Here is a 21,181-nt window from a genome sequence, read left to right as displayed (position 1 = left end):
AAGTTTGATTGGGGAGTGGTACGGTTCGGGGTTCGGGGTTTACAGCCCGGTGCTCTGACCCCACATTCGCTAAAGTACTAAACCTCCGTCCCCTCCTTCATCAAAACCTAGTGCGGTGGGCGTTGGAAGAGCGGATGCTTGTTCCCCTGCCGCTTTAAAGCGGAGAGGGTCAGAGCTCAGCTCTGACCCCACCTTCGCTAAAGCACTAAACCTCCGTCCCTCCCCTTCTGAACTCTTTGTGCGGCGGGCGATTGGAGAGCAGCAGCTTGTTCCCCCGTCACGTTAAAGCAAGAGGGGTCAGAGCAAGAGCAAAAGCAAAAACAAAACCAAAACAAAATCCACTACAGCCAACTACATACCCATCCCATCAATCTAAATCACAACATTCCCAATCCAAGCTCCAAACAAAAGCCGGCCCGCAGGCCGGCTTGCTTTATCAGCTGTTCTGTTCCAGTTCATAATGATACCGTCCGGCCAGAAGTTTGACGACGTGGGTGAACATTTCGGTCCGGTCGACGGTTCCGTTCGTGAAGATGCCCATGGCTCCGCGGCTGCGACCGGTTTGGCGGCTTCCGGAGTATTCATCCATGATCGGGCTCAGTTCTCTTCCTTTGACCAGTTCGGCACAGATTTCCAAAGGAAGCTGGATCCTTGCGCCGCCTGCGATAATTGGCGGAAGATCCGCACATACCAGTGCTCCCCAATTGCAGAGGAAAAAGCCGGCCTGTGTTTCCATGACTCCTCCTTCGAGCCCGATGCCGATATCGGCTCCAGCTGCAAGGCGTGCAGCTTTTGCCCGGTTTTCCGCGCCCTTCATCGTTTCCTCATCTGTGAGCGGCTGGCTTGAGACACCGGATGGAACGCTGACTTCCTTAAAATCGGTTATGAGACGTATACTTGAAAATCCCTGTTTGACTGCTTGCACTTTAGCGGGGTTTTCTGTTCCGATGGCAATGATCATAATGGTCCTCCGACGTTACGAATTGGCTTTAATGGAATCGACTGTTGTCTGGTCGCACGCTTTTACGAGTTTAATCAATAGCTCCTTTGCAGCTGCGTAATCATCAACATGCATGATGGATGCATGGGTGTGAATGTAGCGTGAGCAGATCCCGATGACTGCGGAAGGCACCCCTTCGTTCGATGTGTGCACTCTGCCGGCGTCGGTTCCGCCCTGTGAGACGAAATATTGGTATGGGATCTTATGCGTTTCCGCCATATCCAGAACAAACTCCCGCATTCCGCGGTGGGTCACCATGGTACGGTCGAGGATGCGGAGAAGTGCACCTTTGCCGAGATGACCGAACTCTTTCTTATCTCCCGTCATATCGTTTGCCGGGCTTGCGTCCATCGCAAAAAATAGATCTGGCTTGATCATATTGGCTGCCGCCTGTGCTCCGCGGAGACCGACTTCTTCCTGGACAGTTGCACCGGAATATAAGATGTTTTCGGTCTTTTCGTCCTTCAGTTCCTTTAAAAGTTCAATTGCCAGTCCGCATCCATACCGGTTATCCCATGATTTCGCCATAATCTTTTTCGGGTTCGCCATCGGGGTAAATGAGCTGTCCGGAATAATCTGCTGTCCTGGCCTGATGCCGATTTCCTTTGCATCGTCCAGGCTGTCCGCTCCGATATCGATCAGCATATTTTTGATCTCCATCGGCTTTTTCCGCTGCTCTTCTGTCAGAAGGTGGGGAGGAATTGAGCCGATCACACCGGGCACGGGCCCATTTTCCGTGTAGATCAGTACACGCTGCGCTAAAAGCACCTGGTTCCACCAGCCTCCAAGCGGCTGAAAACGGATCATCCCGTTTTTCGTGATGGAGGTGACCATGAACCCGGTTTCGTCCATGTGGCCGGCCGCCATGATAACGGGACCGTTCTCATTTCCTCTTTTCACTCCAAAGATTCCTCCGAGCCGGTCCTGAACGACTTCATCCGAATAGAGTTCAAGCTGGCTTCTCATAAATTTACGCACCTGATGCTCATTTCCAGGCGCTCCAGGCAGCTCGGTTAGCGTTTTAAATAAATCCATTGTTTCATTATTCAATAGAAAAACCCCTTTTCTGATTTTATCAGTCGCCCTGCTTAACAAGGCCGGCTAACTTCGGTATACTAAGATAGAAAAAGCTGAAGGAGGCAGATAATCATGAAATTAACTGGTTTAATCGCTGGAATCGGAATAGGGTTCGGAGCGGCATACCTATTGCGCGACCAGCTCAAATCCCCATTCATTTCGTCAGATAAAGCACTCCAGCTCGTAAAACAGGAATTCAGGAAGAAAGGGCCGATCGAAGGCTCCTGGATCTTTACGGTTCCTGAGGACTATTCCATTAACGATTTTAACCACAAAGTGTACAAGACCGGTATTACCAGAACCATCGAAGGCGCATTGGAACAGTTTGAAGCGATCGTCCATGCGCAAACCGGCCTTCTGCTCGAGGTAAACAAGGTATCTTAATGTCAAGGACGGAAACAGGAGCAGCTCTTCTGTTTCTTTTTTATTTAGCTCTGTTAAACTGGTTGTTGATTTACGCTGCAGGTGTTCGCTCATCCAGGGGCGGGCGGTGAGCCTCCTCGCCGCTGTGCCACTGTGGGGTCTCACCTGTCCCGCTGCTCTCAAGCTCCCAGTCTCACGCCTTCCGCTCCAATCAACAGGTGTTAGTCAACACCATGCATTAACAAAGCCTTTTATTTAAGCCTTTCTACAAACCCCGTCATCTCACGTTCCCGGTTCCATTTTACTGCGCGGTACTTTGCGTCGTGGTAAAAGGTCATCCACGCTTCTTTTTCCGCAGCAAATTGGAGCCACTTGCTTTTCTGCTCTATGGAGGTCATCGGGTAGTCATCAAAGGCAAGCACCCACAGTACATTGTCATGAGCATGGGTCGGCATTAGATCCGCCATATGAACGGCCGTTTCCCCTTCGTCCTCCAGTACGAGAATACAGTGGCCGTCACTGTGCCCTCCTGTATGAACCATCGTTACCCCGGGTACAATCTCTTTTCTGCCGCTAAACGTCTCAACCTGTTTTTCAATGGCCTGCCAGTTTTCTTTCCAATATGTATTTTTAGAGCGGATATTAGGCTCTCGCATTTCATTCCATTCCACATCACTCGTGATAACGGACGCATTCGGAAATACAGAACGCAGTTCTCCGTCTTCATCTGCAGTAAGCCCGGAAATGTGATCGAAGTGCATATGGGTCAGCAGCACAATATGTATATCTTCAGGACTCAGACCGAGCTTTTCGAGCGAGGCAACAAGATCGGATTCCTCTGTCACCCCGTAGTTCCGCCGCTGCTTTTCATTCAGGCGGCCGTTTCCAATCCCGCCTTCCACAAGAATATTCTTCCCGTCTCTGCGGATTAAAATCGGGTCGGTGCGCAGTTCAATCTGGTTTTTTTCATTGGAAGGATACTTCCGTGACCAAAGCGGTTTCGGCACGACTCCGAACATGGCACCTCCGTCCATGTGGGTGACTCCACCGTTCAGCCAGATCAGTTCAATGCTGCCAATTGTCAGTTTCTCCATTGTTCCATCCCCCTTTTCTTTATTTTAGCAAAAGGGATAGGCACATGCATACAAAATAACCCTTCTGCGAGACAGAAGGGTTAGCATATTACGTATTTTGAAAGCGTGCTTCGGATCTGTAAATCCGTTGGCCTTTGTTTGAAAATTTTTCTTCGTACTCTGTCATTACGTTGCCTTCAAACCCGCTCTGATGCAGATCGAGGCTTACAAAGGTCAGGAGCATCCCATATTCGGAGAAGCTTCTCAGTGAATATTCGAACAGCCCCTGGTTATCCGTCTTGAAGTGGATTTCTCCGCCTTTTTCCAGCAGACGCTCATACAGGCTCAGATAGGTTTTAAAAGTGAGGCGGCGCTTTTCATGGCGTTTTTTTGGCCACGGATCGGAAAAGTTCAGATAGACACGGTTCACTTCGCCGTCTTCAAAGATTTCGGTAAGATCGGCCGCATCCACGTTGAGCAGTTTCAGGTTTTCCGCTCCGGACTCCAGCACTTTTTGTACGGCAACGACCATCACACTTTCAAACAGTTCAATGCCGATGTAATTGATGCCGGGATTTGCTTTTGCCATTCCGGATAAGAACTGGCCTTTTCCGGTCCCGACTTCTATATGAATTGGATGGTTATTTCCGAAAAGCTCCCGCCATTTCCCTTTATATTCCGAAGGCTGGGCAACCGCAATATGACGATTTTCCGCAATGAATTCGCTTGCCCACGGCTTGTTTCTGACTCTCATGCAAACACCTCTTTAATTTCATTTTACCCTGAAAAAATTTTCGGACAACAGATAAAAGCCGGCAGCTTCTGCATGCCGGAGCCCTTACATAAAAAGACATTCATTTGAACATCTTAAAGCGTATGACGAAACAGGAAAGGAAGGCTCCTGATGCCTCTTGACTACCAGAACCAGGTTACTCTGCTAAAGGACTTACTATCTGAACACCAGACAGAATGCTGCGGTACGGCAGCTGAATGCGAACAGATTGAAAGGCTGATCAAGTCCTTGATGGTCAATGCCAATGTGAATGATCATGTTAAAAATGTTCTCATGAACATTTATGATTACAGCCAGAGCAGCAAAAATGCGTCTGAACTGAATTCACATATCTCTTCCCAGCAGGAAAATTTAACTCATTGGATCCAGGAAATCGATTCCTTTTCATGAGTTAGATTTTCCTGACGAGCAAGTGGGTCAGGTTTTCAATAGCCTGCTGCAGTTCTTTTACATGATTTCTGGAACGGTTCCACAAAAGCGATACAATCGTTTGCGCGAGCACATACCAGTACATCCGGAGCCGGAGATGGTCCGTCAGCTCTGAACCATATTGCAAAAGCCAGTCTCCCCAGCGTGCTTCCTCAATATAAGAGTAAAGCAGATTGCCGAGATCAATGGCAGGATCGGCGATCACAGCTCCGTCCCAATCGATCAGGTAGAGCTGGCTGTTTTCAGAGAGCAGCCAGTTATTGTGATTAAGATCACAGTGGCAGACTACTTTCTCGCCAACCTCGACCGCTTCTGCATGATCGCGGAGATAGACGAGAGCTTCTTCTATCTCCGGAAGATAGAATTGGTCGAATTCAAGTGTTTCCTGAATTCCTTTCAGGATGGAAGAAGGAGTGAGCGGTTCCTTTTCCATCCTTTTCAGCATGTCCAGCAGTTCCTTGGAGTGGTGGATTTTGTGCAGAAGCTCTGCCACATGATCCCCGTCCATATCAGAAGGCTTCAGTTCCCTGCCTTCCATCCAGTGCTGAGCTGTGATCACATCACCGTTTTCCATTCTTCTTGTCCAAACCAGCTTTGGAACAATTCCTTCTGCTGAAAGTACGGCAAGAAATGGCGAACTATTTCGTTTTAAGAAAAGCTTCTGATCCCCATTGCGGGCAAAATAAGCTTCTCCCGTTGCCCCTCCTGCCGGAGAAAGCTCCCACTCTTGTCCGAGCAGATGTTCCAGCCAAATTTGATTCAATGTCAACCCATCATTTCGTGTTAAGATTTTATTTCTGTATAACCTTTATACAGGAAAGGCAAACGAAGATGAACCATTTTTTTAAAACAGTGCATCTCCTCTGCCGGTCATTTTATTAAAAACATCACGCACACTGCATGAACCAACCCAGCTTGCCATGAGATGTTATTTTATCATACCAAATATAAAAAGACCGCTAATGCACGCATTCCGCTTAATCATCTCATAGCCGTCCTTTTAAATTTTAGCGTTTACTGGTATTTCCCGTCAAGAAAAACTAAGGCCTAAGCCTTAAACAATATATACGTTCCAATTTTATTCACTGTTATTCTGCCATCGCTGACAGAGAAAAATTTCCCGCCCGGCCCTGGCGCATAAGCGATTTCCCAGCTTCCTCCGTCCGGAAGCATAAGCTCTTCGGGATGTTCCCACGCCTGATGGATCACCGCAATATCCGTCCAGCGTCCGTATGCTCCGACATCTTTAAGCGTGTAATAAATGACGGATGCAGGTGCCTGCACAAACGCGAGATGCCTCTCGACCTTCTCTTTGTCAGAGAGCCGGAATGCCCCATGCTGCTTTCTGATAGAGATCAACCGCCTCACTTCCTGGATATCTGCTTCGTGCTGCTCACGCAAATCCCAGTCAAGCCGGTTAATCAGGTCATCCTGATTGTAGCTGTTTTCACAGCCTTGTTTTGTCCTGTAGAATTCCTGGCCGGCATGCAGGAAAGGAATGCCCTGCGAGAGAATCACCATAGAAGAGGCAAGCTTTTGGTATTCTCTCAGCCTCTGCTCCGGCTGATGCGGAACAGCCGCCTTCAGCTTATCCCAATACGTATGATTGTCATGTGACTCCACGTAGTTGACGGACTGCGAGGGATCTTCAAGCAGACGGTCTGAATCCGTACTGTATTGGACTGTCCCTCTGATCGCAGCGAGCGTTTCTTCTTTTTTCCCCTCATCTCCCATGGAAAACCCGCGGTCTCCATGCAGAAAGGTGCTGCCTTTCACCAAATCCCGGAACCGGTCGTTAAAGAACGCGACACCCGGAATTTTTTTCGCATTGATGATGGTTGTCTTTCGGTCTGCTCCAAGCGGTGTCGCCAGGTCCCATCCTTCACCAAGGATCAGGACATCTTTTTTGATGGAGGCGGCCAGCTCTCTCGCCTTTCTCATCGTATCCAGATCGAGAATCCCCATCAGATCAAACCGGATGCCGTCTATATCATATTCCTCCAGCCAGTACCTGATGGAGTCCAGGATAAATTTACGTGCCATCTTTCTCTCTGATGCAAAATCATTTCCGACTCCCGTTCCGTTTGACGGATAGCCGTATTCATCCATCCTGAAGAAATAACCGGGCACAAGTTTTTCGAAAGATGATAAGTTCATATCATACACATGATTATAAACGGCATCCATGATCATTTTTAATCCATTGGCATGAAGCGCCTGGATGCACTGCTTCAGCTCTCTGATTCTTGCGAGAGGATGGGCGGGGTCAGACGAGTAGCTTCCCTCCGGTGCGTTAAAATGGACCGGGTTGTAGCCCCAGTTGTAGCCTCCATCCTCTTCGCCTTCCGCCACGCCTTCATAATCATAGACCGGGAGCAGCTCAACATGTGTAATCCCGAGCCCTTTCAGATAGGACATTCCCGTTGAAAAGCCTTTATCTGTAGAAGTATCATTTTCCGTGAATGCTTTATACGCGCCTTTGGCTGTCATACCGCTGTTTGGATGGATGGAAAAATCACGGACGTGAACCTCATAAATGATGGCATCTGTCGGCTGTGCTAAGGAAGGGACAGAGATCTTTTCCTCCTTCGCATCGGAAGGATCGAGAAGCACACCCCATTCCCCGTTTTTGGAAACAGCCTGCACATAAGGATCCACAGCCTCTCTCCAAACACCGTTGATCAAAGCTCTGTACCGGTAGAACTTGCCGTATTGCTCTCTCCCGGTGCAAATCTCCCAGACACCCCTTTCCCTTTTCACCATTGGCAAGACCTGCTCATTCCCGGCAGGATCTTTTAACACCACGGATACGTTGAGAGCGGTCGGAACCCATACTTCCAAAGTGATTTCCTGCTCCCTGTAGGAGGGGCCGAGATTTCCATCATAGCTGTAAAGTTCGTCAAACCCTGGTGTCCGGATGACAGCTCCCATTAACAGCTCGGCGGAAAGTCCGCCTGCGTCGGTGATGATCTGTCTGCATCCGGCCTGCAGCTGCACGGAAGAATGGCAGATGCATTTTACAAAGTTCTCAATTGAAAAGCAATCGGACATGGATAACGTAGATGAAACTCCCTTATCGTCTGTAACGGTAAAAGATTTATGAAATAAATGCTCCCTGTCTGACGGAAGCAATATGGTAATGGTGTGAAGGTCATCTAAGTAAGCTTCGAATGGACTGTTTACACTTGTCATCGCTCTTCCTCCCCGGAGAAACTTTTACAGCCAGTCTCTCCATAAATTACCTGATGTATAAATTCATTTTATGTATGAACGTCCATCATGTGTTAGAGGACTTCCCTTAATCAGCAAGATCATCCCAGCCGCTTCGGATTTTAGAACGTGTAGCCGTATGGTCCAGCAGCACTTTTGCTGCTTTCAGCTGATCGTGCTTAACAGGAGAAGACAGGGCCCTCATCCTTTCAAACCATTCCTGAAAGTTCCTTTTGTCCGTAACCTCCACTTTATAGGGCATCACTTGGAAATCCGCATAGCCGTTCTCAAAGACCAGCCGTTTGACTACAGGGAAATCGACTCCCCTGCCGGCAAGAATCTGGTTCACAATCGCATAGGTGCGGTTTAGTCCAAGCAGCGGATTTAGAATCTTACTGGTGCTTTTTCTGTTTTTCATGACCCAGAACCGTTCATTGGACCCCTCCAGAATGGCTTCCTTTTTACCCGCAACCCAAGCGATGCACTGGATGCCTGAAGGTGTAACGAGGATGGAGCCTGTCTCAACCGCCGCATTCTTCAGTTCAAAAACCGGAAGATGCATGTACAGGTTATGGTCAGGAAGGCGTTTCAAAAAGAATTGGAGCACTTCATCATAGTAGTGCTTTCTATCAAAATCAGATTCCTCCCGGATAGTTGAACTGGCCCATTTCAGCTGAAAGCGGTAAATGTTGTCCAAGAAAGCATGGCGGAGCTCTTCATTTGAGGAGGGCACATAGGCAAATGTCATATCAGGACCTTCTTCCCTCTCCTCTGCCGGTTCATCATCTGCAGCTGCTTCTGCTGGTTTCCGGAACCATTTCCCTCCCCAGAATGAAGGCTTTTCTTCTTCTTTTTCTGCTGCAGGCGGAGAAACAATGAAAGAGTCAAAGTTTCGCTCTTCCCACGCTTTGTTAAGCAGCTGCCACTGGTGCTTTTTCAGCCTTACGTACTGGCCTGAGTAATGGTACGGGTCAATCTCGTATCTTGAAATATAGTCTCTGAGTTTAATTAACTGGCCCATCATCAGGCTCCTTTATAAAAGTAATGCCGCGATTTGCGGGCATAGCAGTGAGGCAAATACAGCACTGAAGGTCATGGCCGCAGAACTGACAGCCCCCTCTTCCTCCCCGTATTCCAAAGCTTTCGCTGTACCGACACCGTGCGAAGCAGCTCCAAATCCGATGCCGACAGCAATGGGATGGGTGATCTTGAGCCTTCTGAACAGAAAGGGACCGAACATGGCACCGGACACTCCGGCAGCCATTACATAGACGGCGGCTAGCGGCGGCACTCCATCAATTAAAGCGGCAATATCCATAGCAACCGGCGCTGTAACAGATTTCGGAACGAGCGAGCGAATGACTTCCGGCTCCATTCCGAACAGGATCGCCATGTACATGCCGCTGAACAGCCCGATCACTGTGCCGGAGAGGGAGGCGCCAACAAGAAGCAGCACGTGCTTTCTCAGCCGGTCCCATTGCATGTGAAGAGGGTAAGCAAGGGCAACAACTGCCGGCCCGAGCAACCCGCTGATCAGGCTTCCGCCTTGCATATAGGCACTGTAGGCGGTACCAGTCAGCAGCAGGATAAGGATAAGGATGGCTGTACTGGTTAAAATCGGAATCAAAAAAGGGCTGGGAAGGCGCTGATGTACTTTTTTCATACCTTGATAGAGTAGAATGGTCCCTGTAAATGAAAGAAAACCCGTCATCCGGAATTCATCTCCCCTTCTTCCCTTTTGCTGCTCAGGGATTTCTCTGCCAGAAGGGATGAAGCGGCCATGACGAAAAACGTACTGATCAGGGCTGCAGCCAGACTGAGTGCGCCTCTTCCTTCAAAAAGGTGCAAATACTGAACAAGCCCTACTGTTCCCGGTACAAAAAGAAGCGTCAAATAGTTCAGCAGAAACGAACTCCCTTCTTTGATCCATACCGGCTTAATCCAGCCTGCCCTGAGAAACAGAAAAAGCAGAAGCATCCCGATGATACTTCCCGGAATCTGCAGGTTGGCAGCTTTTTGGATGACGGCACCTAAAGCGGAAAAACCGAAAAGAATGGCCGTCTGAAAAACAATCTGCATCACTCTCATAACGTCTCTTCACTGCGCAGCGGATACGTCTGAATCGTTTCGTATTTCGGCGTCTGATCGGGATTCGTTTTCAGCAATTCTGCCGCCGCTGCCCGGAACGGCTGAAACGGCAGCGTTTGATCAGGAAGATCGAATTCCGTTTTACTGTCCCATTTCCGCGCTACGGTAATATGCGGATGAAAAGGCTTCGGATCGAGCGCAAACCCGGATTTCCCGGCCAAGGTGTACACCTTTTTCCTTACTTCATCCAGATAGCGGCTCGGTTTCGTCCCGACCCATAGGATTCTTGGGCTGTTAGCAGGGCCGAATGTTTGAAGGCCGCCGATTTCCAATTGAAAAACCGGGTCTTCTTTTAATGCTTCGGCTACATCCCCGGATAATTGAGCAAGCTGTCTATCGGATACCGGCTCCCCCAGGAATGCGAGAGTAATATGATAATCCAGCGGATGCACCCATCTTTTAAAATGCAGGCCGCTGTGCTGCTGGATTTGCTGATGAATGTCATTTGCCTGATGCTCCGGAATCCGGATTGCGAGAAAATAATGTATACCCATAATCAACCCTCTTTGCATATGTTCGTAAACCTATTTTATCAAAAGAAGAGGGCTTCTACACATCTCACTCATTTAGCAGAACCGGTTTATTTTTGATATGATACATGCATATACAGCCAGGAGGAATGAAAATGGATATCGCAAACAACATGGCCGAACTGATCGGGAACACACCATTGGTTAAACTGAACCGTTTAGCTCCTGAGGGCGGCGCAGCTATTTATTTAAAACTTGAATTTTTTAATCCGAGTAAAAGTGTAAAGGATCGGGCCGCCTTTCAGATGATTGAAGAAGCGGAAAAAAGAGGGCTTCTGAACGAGAACTCGGTGATCATCGAACCGACAAGCGGCAATACAGGCATCGGCCTTGCGATGAATGCCGCAGCAAAAGGATATAAAGCCATCCTTGTCATGCCGGATACAATGTCGCAGGAGAGAATCAATCTGCTGAAGGCTTACGGAGCAGAGGTCGTTTTAACTCCTGGAGACGAAAAAATGCCCGGTGCCATCCAGAAGGCAAAAGAGCTGACAGCTGAAATACCGGACAGCTTCATGCCGATGCAGTTTGATAATGCGGCGAACCCGGATGCTCACCGGAAAACCACCGCGGTGGAAATTATAAAAGCGATGGAATCCATCGGCCGGAACTTATCAGCCTTCGTGGCAACATCCGGTACAGGCGGGACCATCACAGGCACCGGAGAAGAACTGAAAAAACACATTGAAGGGCTGACTGTCCACGTCGTCGAACCAGCCGGTTCACCTGTCCTTTCTGGAGGCAAGCCCGGAAAGCATAAGCTTGTCGGAACAAGCCCGGGCTTCATCCCTTCTGTATTAAATGAAGAGGTTTATGACGAAATCTTTAAAATCAAGGATGAAGAAGCGTATACGACGGCCCGCCGCCTCGCAAAGGAAGAAGGCATCCTCGTCGGCCCTTCTTCTGGCGCCGCCTGCTATGCAGCGATCGAAGTGGCCAAGCGCCTCACTCCAGATGACACGGTCGTCTGCATCGCCTGCGATACAGGAGAGCGCTACCTGTCCACTGATTTATTTGAATTTGAATAACGGAAAAAGAACCGGTCTGAATGCCCTCTTTCTCAAGGGACACCATACCCGGTTCTTTTTTATTGGCTGTTCAGTGGAGACAAAATCTCTGCTGTTTCGTTTTTCGCAGAATTTACCTTTTGCGATACCTCATACATCCTCATTTCCCTGGCAGGAAACGGGCGGCACAGACTTTTGAGCTCGTCCATCCTGCTCTCCTTATCCAGCCAGGCCTCCATACCCTCTTCATTCAAAATGACAGGCATCCGGTCATGGATCGCCCCCTGCAGGGAATTAGGCGAGGTCGTAAGAATCGTGCATGTGTACACTGCTTCTTCCTCCTGCTCCCACTTTTCATAAAGCCCCGCAAGAACGAACGGTTCCTCATCCTTCATGATAAAGCGGAACGGACGCTTCTCTTTTCCCTCCCGCTTCCACTCGAAGTACCCGGAAGCCGGAATCAGGCACCGCTTTGATTGAAACGGTCTTTTAAAGCTCGGTTTCTCAGCAGCCGTTTCAGACCTCGCATTAATCATTTTATAGCCGATCTTCAAATCCTTGCTCCAAGGCGGAACGAGACCCCACCTGAACAAATTCCCGGTTCTCCTCCCGCCATCAGCTGTGATCGCCAGAACATTCTGGGACGGCGCAATATTATAACGGGGCTGCAGCTCTCCCGAAAACTCAAATTGAAATGCCTCCTGCAGCGTTCCCAGCTCAACATCCAGAGAAAATCTTCCGCACATGGACAGGCCTCCTTTTTGTTTTATTATACCCATTGTTTTTGGTCTATGGATGATCCTGCAGCGAGCTTTTAAGAAGCTGCGTCCACTCTTTTTATTTTTCCTTGTTCCTTTTTTTCCGCCCGTTTAAGAATGGCCAGCCGTGAACTCCAAATTCCTGTAAAGGTAAACAGCAGAATAAGCACAGCCATCCCCAGCCCCCCTACGGCCTCCCAGGCCATAATTCCGAGGACGCCAAAGATTTTTCCGGCCTGAAAAACCATTCCGTTCATCGCCATGTAAGATCCCCTCTGCGTCTCATCTATCATGTCTGCTAAAATCGCCTGTCTGGATGGGACATAAAGCAGTTCCCCGACTGTCATAATCAGAACCGCCGTGATCAGGATAGGAATGCTGTTGGAAAAAGCCAGCACCGAGTATCCGGCACCAAAAATCGTAAAGCCCAAGTACATCATTTTTTGCTCCGGCTTATTTTTCAGCCATTTCGTAACAGCTGCAGTCAAAAGGACGATAAGCAGTGTATTTTCGATCGTCAGAAGGCTCAGCAGCCTGACCCCCGTCATCTCAACCGGAAACAGTCCCCATACAGAAAAGAGCTGCTTAGGTATTTCCTCTTCCAGCCTAACAGCCATAAAATGATTGCGCTGAAATTCAATCGATAATATGGCAATGCCTCCTACTGTAAACAGAATAAAAGGAAGGTCTTTCAGGACGGCCGCATAGCTTTTGATGATCGGTTTAAAGGAAAAAGAATTGGCGGCTTTTTTTTCCGGGACGTACGTTTCCTCAATTTTTGCCTTCGTCATCCACAAAATGAATACCGATATTGCAAGCAAGGAGATCAGCAGCTCGAAAAAATTCGTTTCAAAAAACCAGCCCCCGGCAATAAAGGCAAGCATGATCGATAAGTTAATGCTCCAATAGTTGATCGAATAAATCATGGTTCTTGTTTCTTTTGTACTGACATCAACAAGCATCGCTTCTGCTGCAGGATTAACAATCCCCATTGAGATCCCGAGCAGCACGAGCATGAAGAACGTCAACCACGGTGACGTAAAGGACGGCGAGTTCGCGAGGATCATGCCGGCTATGGAAAATACTTTCATCCACTCCCCAGCCACCATCACTTTTTTCCGGCCCAGCACATCAGCTAAATAACCTCCGTAAAAACCGGCAAGGAACTGAACAACCACCTGAATCAGCAGCAGGATACCCGCTGTCACCGCGTTTATTTCCCTTGTAAAATAAATCGCCATAAAGGGGAAAACCATCGACCCGGCTAACCTGCTTAAAAAGGACGTGTAAATACGGATTTTTATATTTGGGTGCAGCTCTCTGAACATCGTAATCTCCTCCTGTCCCTATTATGCTTTGGTCAAAAGGGGGAAAAAAGGGTACAATCATTTCAGAAATGTCCCCTTTTAGAAACCGGAGGAGCCCTGCAATGAAAGACGTAACCTACTTTGAAATGAGAGCGCTCTTTTATAAAAGAGAAGAAGAAAGAACGGTTCAGTTTACATTCAAGGAACTGGAAGAACTATGGTACTGTTCATCAAAAAATTGCAAAAGAAAACTCAGGCAATTCGAGGAGACTGGTAGATTAACCTATGTACCTGGCAGAGGACGGGGAAATCCTTCCCGCCTTTTTTTCCGGAACGAATTTCAGGATGAAGTTGAAGCAGCCGTTCTTAAGCTCGTGGAAAAGGAAAAAATGGAATCTATGATTCATTTGCTTCAGCTTCCCATTCCGAAAACCTGGATCGCAAACGTTTCAAAGGAAGTTCAGGCTTTATTTGGTCTGCGTGTTTCCGGACAGTCAAAAGATGTACTGCGGACCATGATCACGAGAAATGTGACTACGCTTGATCCCCTGTTTTCCTCTATCACGTTTGAAACCTACTTAATCCACCAGCTCGGAGACAGTTTACTGAACTATGACCAAGAGCAGGATCTGCTGCAGCCCCACCTTGCACACAGCTGGGAACAGGAAGACGGAGGACGCATATGGAGCTTTCATTTAAGAAAAGGGGTCCGGTTCCATAACGGCCGCAGCATGACGGCCGAAGATGTTAAAGCTACCTTTCAGCGCTTTCAGAACCATCATTCTGCACATTCATGGCTGACAGAAGACATTGATCAAATTGAATGCCCTGCGCCTTATACGGTTGTCATTTCTTTAAAAAGACCCAATCTTCTCTTCCCGCGTTATGTGAGCTCTCACAATTTAGCGATTTTGCCTGCAGATGAGCCATTTGATGAGAACATCTGGATTGCAACAGGCCCTTTCCGTCTAGCTAAAAGAACGGATCAACTGCTCATATTAAAGCATTTGACGATTATTTTCTTGCCAGACCTCACTTAGATGAAATTCAGTTTTACAGAGTACCATCTGAAATGGCTCAAACCGCTGTTTATGAAATCGCAAACGAAGCAGAGTCCGCTGAACCTTCTCTGCAAAAATCGGATATAGAGGTCGGTTTCCGCTTTTTAGCCTTTAATTTTAAGAAAGCTACTATTGTACACCACCCTTCCTTCCGTGAAGCAATTTATCATCTGCTGGATATGGATAAGCTCAAAACAGCACTTGAACCCGAAGGTTTTCTCGAAGCCTCCAGCTATTTCCCTTGGAAATCCAAGGCCCAGGAAAAGGAGCCATGGAAAATCGTTTCACTCCTTGAAGAGGCAGGATACGCGGGAGAAACACTTACGGTTTATGCACTGGATCGAAAGAGTGCAATCAAACAAGGGGAAATCTTCCAGGAGGAAGCTCAGAAATACGGGATTTCCCTTGAACTCAAGACCTATAACCTTGATCAATATTATGATCCCCATCTGGAGGAAGCAGACTTGCTTTTTATGGGAGAAGTGGCATCAACCGATTACCATCTGTCTTTTTTGGGGGCATTTTTAAATAAAGCACTGATTTTCAACCGCTTCCTTTCGGGTTCCCAGATGGCCAAGCTGAATCTTTTCTTTGAAAAAATCAAACAGGCACCAGACCGTGAGCAGCGAGAAAAACTGATTGAAGAAACCGAGACATATATTAAAAGAGAGAACCTCTTTATTTACTTGTTCCATCCGATAAAAAACCGCGTCTTTCATCCAATGATCCGGGACATCGAATTCGAGTCTTTTGGCTATGCTGACTTTAAAAGAATGTGGATTAAGCATGGGAGGGGTTAAAGGAAGGATATTTTTTACATTTAGAAACCGAACTGCCCCTGCCCCGTAATAATAAATGAAAGGGAGGTGGCTCAATGGTTACCTTACTCGTTACCATCGGTATGATCTTCATCCTCATTTCCGGTATTTTTATAGGAGCCTGGACTGAGGGACAGCAGCAGAGAGCGAACTTTCATTCTGAAACAGAGAATCACCGGAATTTCTGTTCAAGGATTGCACTCATCTCCGGGTTGGCTTTAGCTGGGCAGCTTATGTGCTGCAGGATTGGTTTACTTTTTATAGGGGTGAAAAATCGCCGCAGGAACAGGCCCGGAGTGGATTCCGGGTCTTTTCTTTTCCGGCTGCAAACAGCTATAAAACAGATTGGATGTTTGAACCCTGCACCTTTCCGGCTATGTATAACCTATGCAGATTTGCAAAGCTAAAGGAAAAAGGAGCAGATTTCAATGACTGAGCAGCGCCAGCTGGCGATGATTACGGGAGCATCCTCAGGCCTAGGGCTTGAGTTAGCAAAACAATTTGCACAGAACGGGTACGATCTTGCTGTATCTGGTTCCAGCGAACGAATTTTCGAAGCAGCGGAGACGATCCGCAGCTTCGGGGTGGAGGCGTATCCTCATCAGGCGGATGCTTCAGAATATGATGGGGTAGAGAGTTTCTGGACATTTGTAAAGGATTTAAACAGGCCGGTAGAGGCAGCTGTTTTAAATGTTGGAATCGGTCTTGGCGGTGCGTTTGCCGAAACGGAGCTTGAGGAAGAGCTTCGTCTGATCTCCATCAATATCAGCGGGACCGTGCATACTGCGAAACGGGTCGTCCAGCATATGGTTCCGAACGGCCGAGGGAAAATTATGGTGGTCTCATCCATCGCCGCAACCCTGCCGACTCCATACGAAACCGTTTATGGTCCATCGAAAGCTTTCGGCTTCCTCTTCGCAGAGTCATTGCGCGAGGAATTGCGCGGTACAGGCGTCACCGTTACCGCCCTTCTGCCAGGACCGACAGATACGAACTTCCATGATAATGCCGGAATGGGGTCAAGCGAGATCGGCTCTTCCAGCAAAAATGATAAGCAGCTCGTGGCCAAACAAGGATTTGAAGCATTGATGAACGACATCGATCACGTCATTGGCGGCGACGAAGCAACAAAACAGGAGGCCGAGGAAAATAAACGGACACCTGAAACTGAAAAAGCAGCCCGCCACGCCAAACGGGCACGGCCGGAGAATTGACCGGCTAATGCAGCACAAAGAACCACCCGGGAGACCGGGTGGTTCTTATTTTTGGATGGACCTTTCTCCGGAAGATCAGCCCCGGCGGTATAGGGGGTCTCATTTTCGAATGGAAAATTCGGTTTTCGTTGAGATGATTTTTTTCGTTGATATATTGTTGTTTTCGTCGATATATTGTTGTTATCGTCGATATATTGTTGTTATCGTCGATATATTGTTATTTTCGTCGATATACCTTCTTTTTCGACGATATCTTCTATTTCCGCAGCTAACCGCCCGTTAAAAACAGCCGAATTCCCCGATTTTTATACCATACACTATGAATGCAGTCTTCTTCCTGCCTTTCCCGTGCTTTTAAGCCACCAATAAAGGCCGGATCGTCTGCATTCAATTCCTTCTGCACCGAGTCCAGCCGTTTTTTTTGCCTGAGGGGAAGATTATTCCCCTTCTTTCTCCAGTTTCTCGATGTAATGGTCGAGCTTCTCCTGGTTTTCCTGGGAAATTTCCGGAAACTTCGGATCCAGATTTTCGAGGCATTCAATCATGACTTCTGTAATGATGTATCTTGAATACCATTCGCTGTCTGCCGGCAGGATGTACCATGGGGCGTACTCTGTCGAGGTGTTCTCAAGCATGTCCTCGAAGATGTCCTGATAGCTTTCCCAATACTTTCGTTCCTCTACATCCTGAAAGGAAAACTCCCAGTTCTTCTTCGGGTTTTTCATCCGTTCGAGCAGGCGTTTCCGCTGTTCTTCTTTCGACATATTGAAGAAAAATTTGATGACGGCAAAGCCGTTCTCGGTCATGTACCGTTCGAAATCATTGATCTGCCTGTACCTCATCGACCAGACCAGATCCTTATCGGTCTCATCGGGCAGTGTCTCGCCATCCAGCAGATCGTGCACTCTTGGTGCGATGACATCTTCATAATAGGAGCGGTTCAGGATACCGATCTGGCCCCGTTCCGGAAGCCCCTCACGGATCCGCCACAGGTAATCGTGGTTCAGCTCTTCGTCTGTCGGCTTCTGAAATGAAGTTGTTTTCAGTCCTTGTGCATTCAGATTGGAAAAGATATAGCTGATGGCTTCATCCTTGCCTGCTGCATCCATTGCCTGCAGGACTACGACAATGCCTTTTTTTCCTTCCGCAAACAGCTTCCAGTGCAGCTCCTTAAGCTTACTGACACGTTCCGGAATGGTTTTCTCCTTCAGTTCTTTCTCGCTCTTCCCATCGTTTTGGTTTGTATCATATTCAGGCAGATGAATATCCTGCTTCTTAGCATGTCTGTATTTTTCAATGTTCATATGTTCTTCCTGCCCCCTTCGCATAAGAAAACCCTCTGGAATTCTCCTGAATACATACCCGGGTTCTTTAGAATACAAACTAAAAAAAGACCGGAATGTCTTCATTCCGGCCGCTGCAGCTGTTCCTCCACATAATTCCCCATCCATAAACAGACATCCCACAAATCAGCGATCGGCTCCCCTGTAAAGGGCATGGTGTGCATATAGCCGGGCGGTCCATACTCAGGTGTAAACGTAAGATTCCCGTCTTTTGCCTGCTGAAGCATCGCCTTCCACCAGCTTATATGCAGATCGAGCTCGGTTTTGTATTCAGGTGCACGCGGATCCGGGACTTGGGGACCTTGAATATAGCCGACTCTTGTATGGATGTGGACGGTTCGGGAGATAGCCAGGTCAAGATGTGCGGATTGTGATTGAAGCAGGGATTCACAGACACAGACCCAGTGGCTGAAATCAGCGGTGATTTTCAGCTCCTCCAGTTCTCTCAGAAGATGCGCCGTATTCCACGGGGTAAACATCGCCCGGCCGCGGTGCGTCTCATGGCCGACCGGAATGCCCGCTTCTTTTTCAAGCTTCAGGGCTGCATCGAAAAAAACAAGCTGTTCTGAAAACGGCATATGATCTTTAGCACTTTGCGAGTTAACCAGAACCGGTTTAAATTCAGCAGCCTGGATCATCCCGTTTTCAAATGCGTGTATGTCATCTGCAAAAATCTGGGCGATGTACTCCAGTCTGTGCTTCTCCAGGAGCTCTTTGAAAAGAGCAGCGTCAACAGACGCAGGAAGAGGGGCTTCCACCCCTCTGTAGCCTGCGTCTGCAATTTTAGAAAATTGTTCCTGAAGCGTTCCATCCATTCCCCAGAGCGCTTTAAACTTTTTCAGCTGCATAGCGGCGTCCCCTCCTTTTTATTTAGTTGCGGAATAAACGAGAGGATTCAGCGGGCTGTCGACAAGGTCTCCTGTTTTCAGTCCCGGCATCCATTGCTTGAGGTCATTGGCACGTGCTTCATGATCAATTTCCGACACCTTTGTTCCGTCTGCCATATAAATGATGGTCATGACTTCTCTTGTCCGGTCTGTCGGATTTCCGGGAGCACTGTGGAGTGTCCAGCCGTAATGGAAGGTCGCATCTCCTGCCTTCATCGCTCCATGTGTCACTTTTTCCAGGCCTTCCGCATCAATGTACTCTCCAAGCGTCTGGTGCGATTCATCTGAAATGCCGAGCTTGCTGATGTAGCCTCTTTTGTGTGACTCGGAAGCGAATGACATGGAGCCCATTTCTTCAGATACATCGACTAACGGCATCCACATCGTGATCGTTTTGTCTGTATCGATCGGCCAGTAGGTCTGGTCCTGGTGCCATGGAGTGTGGCCGCCGCCCGGCTCTTTAAACAGCGCCTGATCATGATAGATCCTTACCCCGTCCACACCGAGAAGCTCGGCTGCAATTTTGGCATACCTTTGAGCCATGACGAACTTTTTTACATCTTCAGAATGCTCCCACAGGTTCATGACTTGAACAAATGCTTTTCCGTACGTGTCGCGCTCTGACAATGGAGCAAGCTGGCCCGTTTTTTCCTGTGTCTTCTGATAGATCACATCACGGTAGGCTTTCATTTCTTCCTCTGATGCAACACCGCGCAGGCAAATGTGGCCAAGGTTCTGGTACTCCTTGATTTGTTCTTCAGTTAAATCATACGAGCTTGTTAATTCCGGAAGCACTTTTGTTTGATCCATTTTTATCTCCCTCTCCTAAACCGTTTTCAGACGAAGATGTCTGTTAAGGTGATTATAGAAGAGTCCGGTGAATGGAAGTTCGTATTTTTTGCGGTCTGATGTGCGTTTTTTTGATCTTTTCTATTGAGATTATGTAGATGAATCTATACGATAAAAAAAGAGAGAGGTGTTTTACCATGGAAGCTGTTCGGGAATCCCATCCGTTTGACCCGATGTTCCCGCTCGTTTATTTTCATCATATGAAAGGGAACCCTGACGAAGATGTAAGCTTTTATCACTTTCATGACTGGTACGAAGCGGTTTTTGTTCATGAAGGGGGAGGCACTTTTTTTATCGATAAAGATTTCTATCCAATGAAAAAGAATGATTTGTATTTAATTCCGGGTGACATCATCCACCAGGCGAATCCCGATTCCCGTGACCCCTTTATTTGCTCGGTGATTCTATTTCATCCGGGGCTGATCCAGTCCCTTGAGCTTGGAGAATTTTATTCGCATCTCTCCCCCTTTTCACTCCAGGCTCCGTTCTATTCATTGACAGAAAGCCAGATGGGGGAATTCTCTTCCCTGCTTGAAAAAATCCAGCAGGAAATGACCGGAAAGCCGGCTGGCTACCGGCACGGGGTGCTTTCCATCCTTCACTGGCTGCTTCTCCTCGTCTCCAGACTGCAGCCCGTCTTGCCGGAAAACTCAGGAAAACGGTCGAAAAGCGAAGCCTGGATGAAAGAAGTGCTGCTTTATATTGATCTTCACTATACAGACAGCCGGCTGTCACTTCCGGTCCTGGCTGAACAAGCCCTCGTTTCAACTGAACATTTCAGCCGTGTTTTCAAACGCGTGACCGGCTTCACCCTCCCCTCCTATCTCGGAGTCAAGCGCCTTTTCAAAGCGAAGGAACTGCTCTCGCAAACCGATCACCCGGTTTCGTACATCTCAGATGTATGCGGATACAAGAGCACCTCTTATTTTCACAGCAAATTTAAAGAACAGCTCGGGTGCACACCCGGGGATTTCCGGAGAAGAAACCGCGGATAGATAAAGAGCCTGATTGAAATGCTGCCGGTAAAGCGCGTAGGAATGAGAGTTCAGCTGACATCTTGAGAGCTTGGCCGGCGTATCGGTTGTTTGGCAGACCTGCATAGGATTTGACCAATGTATTGGAGGAACGACCGATATATTAAGATTTTGACTGAGATATTGAAGATTTACCAATGTATCAGAGGTATGACCGATATAATGACCATTGACCGATATATCGAGAATATGACCGATATATCGTAAGCGTTAAATAAACCACACCTTCAGTCTAAGTTTCCCCCATGAGATACTCTTTTTAACTTCTATCTGAAAGGGG

Annotated in this window: 21 protein-coding genes and 1 pseudogene; 7 read left to right on the top strand and 15 right to left on the bottom strand. The window is 47.9% G+C overall.

What is annotated here, in order from left to right:
- Window positions 1-436: 436 nt before the first annotated feature.
- Together GKZ89_RS19755 and GKZ89_RS19750 are read right to left on the bottom strand one after the other, a co-directional pair.
- On the bottom strand, window positions 437-961 hold the full coding sequence (locus GKZ89_RS19755; protein ID WP_155114129.1) for a DUF84 family protein: 525 nt from the start codon (window positions 959-961) through the stop codon (window positions 437-439).
- Window positions 962-976: 15 nt separating this feature from the next.
- Entirely contained in the window at window positions 977-2,050 is a 1,074-nt protein-coding gene (locus GKZ89_RS19750; RefSeq protein WP_155114128.1) for a M42 family metallopeptidase, read from the bottom strand.
- 99 nt (window positions 2,051-2,149) lie between these two features.
- On the opposite strand from GKZ89_RS19750, the gene GKZ89_RS19745 reads away from it, so the two are divergent.
- Window positions 2,150-2,461 (top strand): hypothetical protein, encoded by a 312-nt coding sequence (locus tag GKZ89_RS19745; protein WP_155114127.1) that lies wholly within the window; start codon window positions 2,150-2,152, stop codon window positions 2,459-2,461.
- A 230-nt stretch (window positions 2,462-2,691) separates the two neighbouring features.
- Here GKZ89_RS19745 and GKZ89_RS19740 read toward each other — a convergent pair whose 3' ends face one another.
- Window positions 2,692-3,534, bottom strand: coding sequence for a YtnP family quorum-quenching lactonase (locus GKZ89_RS19740; RefSeq protein WP_155114126.1), 843 nt, complete (start codon window positions 3,532-3,534; stop codon window positions 2,692-2,694).
- An 88-nt stretch (window positions 3,535-3,622) separates the two neighbouring features.
- The gene (trmB, locus tag GKZ89_RS19735) at window positions 3,623-4,267 is read right to left on the bottom strand and encodes a tRNA (guanosine(46)-N7)-methyltransferase TrmB (RefSeq protein ID WP_155114125.1); all 645 of its coding nucleotides are present in this window, start codon (window positions 4,265-4,267) and stop codon (window positions 3,623-3,625) included.
- A 150-nt stretch (window positions 4,268-4,417) separates the two neighbouring features.
- Between trmB and GKZ89_RS19730 the strand changes: the two genes are divergently transcribed.
- Window positions 4,418-4,696 (top strand): YtzH-like family protein, encoded by a 279-nt coding sequence (locus tag GKZ89_RS19730; RefSeq protein WP_155114124.1) that lies wholly within the window; start codon window positions 4,418-4,420, stop codon window positions 4,694-4,696.
- Between the two features lies 1 nt (window position 4,697).
- Here GKZ89_RS19730 and GKZ89_RS19725 read toward each other — a convergent pair whose 3' ends face one another.
- From GKZ89_RS19725 to thpR, 6 genes are all read right to left on the bottom strand, one after another.
- On the bottom strand, window positions 4,698-5,504 hold the full coding sequence (locus GKZ89_RS19725; RefSeq protein WP_155114123.1) for a phosphotransferase family protein: 807 nt from the start codon (window positions 5,502-5,504) through the stop codon (window positions 4,698-4,700).
- Window positions 5,505-5,782: 278 nt separating this feature from the next.
- Complete coding sequence (gene pulA, locus GKZ89_RS19720) at window positions 5,783-7,927, bottom strand: type I pullulanase (RefSeq protein ID WP_155114122.1); 2,145 nt, start codon at window positions 7,925-7,927, stop codon at window positions 5,783-5,785.
- A gap of 106 nt (window positions 7,928-8,033) precedes the next feature.
- On the bottom strand, window positions 8,034-8,966 hold the full coding sequence (locus GKZ89_RS19715) for an NERD domain-containing protein (protein ID WP_155114121.1): 933 nt from the start codon (window positions 8,964-8,966) through the stop codon (window positions 8,034-8,036).
- A 12-nt stretch (window positions 8,967-8,978) separates the two neighbouring features.
- Window positions 8,979-9,656, bottom strand: coding sequence for an LrgB family protein (locus tag GKZ89_RS19710; RefSeq protein WP_155114120.1), 678 nt, complete (start codon window positions 9,654-9,656; stop codon window positions 8,979-8,981).
- The gene (locus GKZ89_RS19705; protein ID WP_241680333.1) at window positions 9,653-10,033 is read right to left on the bottom strand and encodes a CidA/LrgA family protein; all 381 of its coding nucleotides are present in this window, start codon (window positions 10,031-10,033) and stop codon (window positions 9,653-9,655) included. Before GKZ89_RS19705 ends, GKZ89_RS19710 begins: the two co-directional genes overlap by 4 nt.
- Window positions 10,030-10,587, bottom strand: a complete 558-nt coding sequence (gene thpR / locus GKZ89_RS19700; RefSeq protein ID WP_162357126.1) for an RNA 2',3'-cyclic phosphodiesterase — start codon at window positions 10,585-10,587, stop codon at window positions 10,030-10,032. The genes GKZ89_RS19705 and thpR overlap by 4 nt, the downstream gene beginning before the upstream one ends.
- Before the next feature lie 131 nt (window positions 10,588-10,718).
- Here thpR and cysK point away from each other — a divergent pair, with 131 nt between their 5' ends.
- A complete protein-coding gene (gene cysK, locus GKZ89_RS19695) occupies window positions 10,719-11,651 on the top strand; it encodes a cysteine synthase A (RefSeq protein WP_155114118.1) in 933 nt (310 codons plus the stop codon).
- A gap of 59 nt (window positions 11,652-11,710) precedes the next feature.
- On the opposite strand, the gene GKZ89_RS19690 is transcribed toward cysK, so the two are convergent.
- Together GKZ89_RS19690 and GKZ89_RS19685 are read right to left on the bottom strand one after the other, a co-directional pair.
- Window positions 11,711-12,376: an SOS response-associated peptidase gene (locus GKZ89_RS19690; protein ID WP_155114117.1), complete on the bottom strand. Its 666-nt coding sequence runs from the start codon at window positions 12,374-12,376 to the stop codon at window positions 11,711-11,713.
- A 68-nt stretch (window positions 12,377-12,444) separates the two neighbouring features.
- Window positions 12,445-13,716 (bottom strand): MDR family MFS transporter, encoded by a 1,272-nt coding sequence (locus GKZ89_RS19685; protein ID WP_155114116.1) that lies wholly within the window; start codon window positions 13,714-13,716, stop codon window positions 12,445-12,447.
- Between the two features lie 23 nt (window positions 13,717-13,739).
- Here GKZ89_RS19685 and GKZ89_RS21660 point away from each other — a divergent pair.
- The 3 genes and pseudogenes from GKZ89_RS21660 to GKZ89_RS19670 all read left to right on the top strand — a co-directional run bounded on the left by GKZ89_RS21660 (window position 13,740) and on the right by GKZ89_RS19670 (window position 16,788).
- Window positions 13,740-15,556: pseudogene (locus tag GKZ89_RS21660) on the top strand (ABC transporter substrate-binding protein).
- 74 nt (window positions 15,557-15,630) lie between these two features.
- A complete protein-coding gene (locus GKZ89_RS21655) occupies window positions 15,631-15,981 on the top strand; it encodes a DUF5316 family protein (RefSeq protein ID WP_162357122.1) in 351 nt (116 codons plus the stop codon).
- A gap of 21 nt (window positions 15,982-16,002) precedes the next feature.
- The gene (locus GKZ89_RS19670) at window positions 16,003-16,788 is read left to right on the top strand and encodes an SDR family NAD(P)-dependent oxidoreductase (RefSeq protein WP_194201640.1); all 786 of its coding nucleotides are present in this window, start codon (window positions 16,003-16,005) and stop codon (window positions 16,786-16,788) included.
- Window positions 16,789-17,225: 437 nt separating this feature from the next.
- Here GKZ89_RS19670 and GKZ89_RS19665 read toward each other — a convergent pair whose 3' ends face one another.
- From GKZ89_RS19665 to GKZ89_RS19655, 3 genes are all read right to left on the bottom strand, one after another.
- Window positions 17,226-18,092 (bottom strand): PPK2 family polyphosphate kinase, encoded by an 867-nt coding sequence (locus tag GKZ89_RS19665; protein ID WP_155114113.1) that lies wholly within the window; start codon window positions 18,090-18,092, stop codon window positions 17,226-17,228.
- Between the two features lie 101 nt (window positions 18,093-18,193).
- On the bottom strand, window positions 18,194-18,979 hold the full coding sequence (locus GKZ89_RS19660) for a sugar phosphate isomerase/epimerase family protein (protein ID WP_155114112.1): 786 nt from the start codon (window positions 18,977-18,979) through the stop codon (window positions 18,194-18,196).
- A gap of 18 nt (window positions 18,980-18,997) precedes the next feature.
- Window positions 18,998-19,828 carry a phytanoyl-CoA dioxygenase family protein gene (locus tag GKZ89_RS19655; protein WP_155114111.1) on the bottom strand — a complete coding sequence of 277 codons (831 nt, stop codon included), beginning with the start codon at window positions 19,826-19,828 and terminating at the stop codon, window positions 18,998-19,000.
- Between the two features lie 176 nt (window positions 19,829-20,004).
- Here GKZ89_RS19655 and GKZ89_RS19650 point away from each other — a divergent pair, with 176 nt between their 5' ends.
- Complete coding sequence (locus tag GKZ89_RS19650) at window positions 20,005-20,862, top strand: helix-turn-helix transcriptional regulator (RefSeq protein WP_162357120.1); 858 nt, start codon at window positions 20,005-20,007, stop codon at window positions 20,860-20,862.
- Window positions 20,863-21,181 lie beyond the last annotated feature (319 nt).

This window comes from Metabacillus mangrovi (genome assembly GCF_009711125.1).
GTDB lineage: Bacteria > Bacillota > Bacilli > Bacillales > Bacillaceae > Metabacillus_B > Metabacillus_B mangrovi.
Note: the sequence above shows the minus strand (reverse complement) of the source record. Positions and strands in the feature narration are given on the sequence as shown.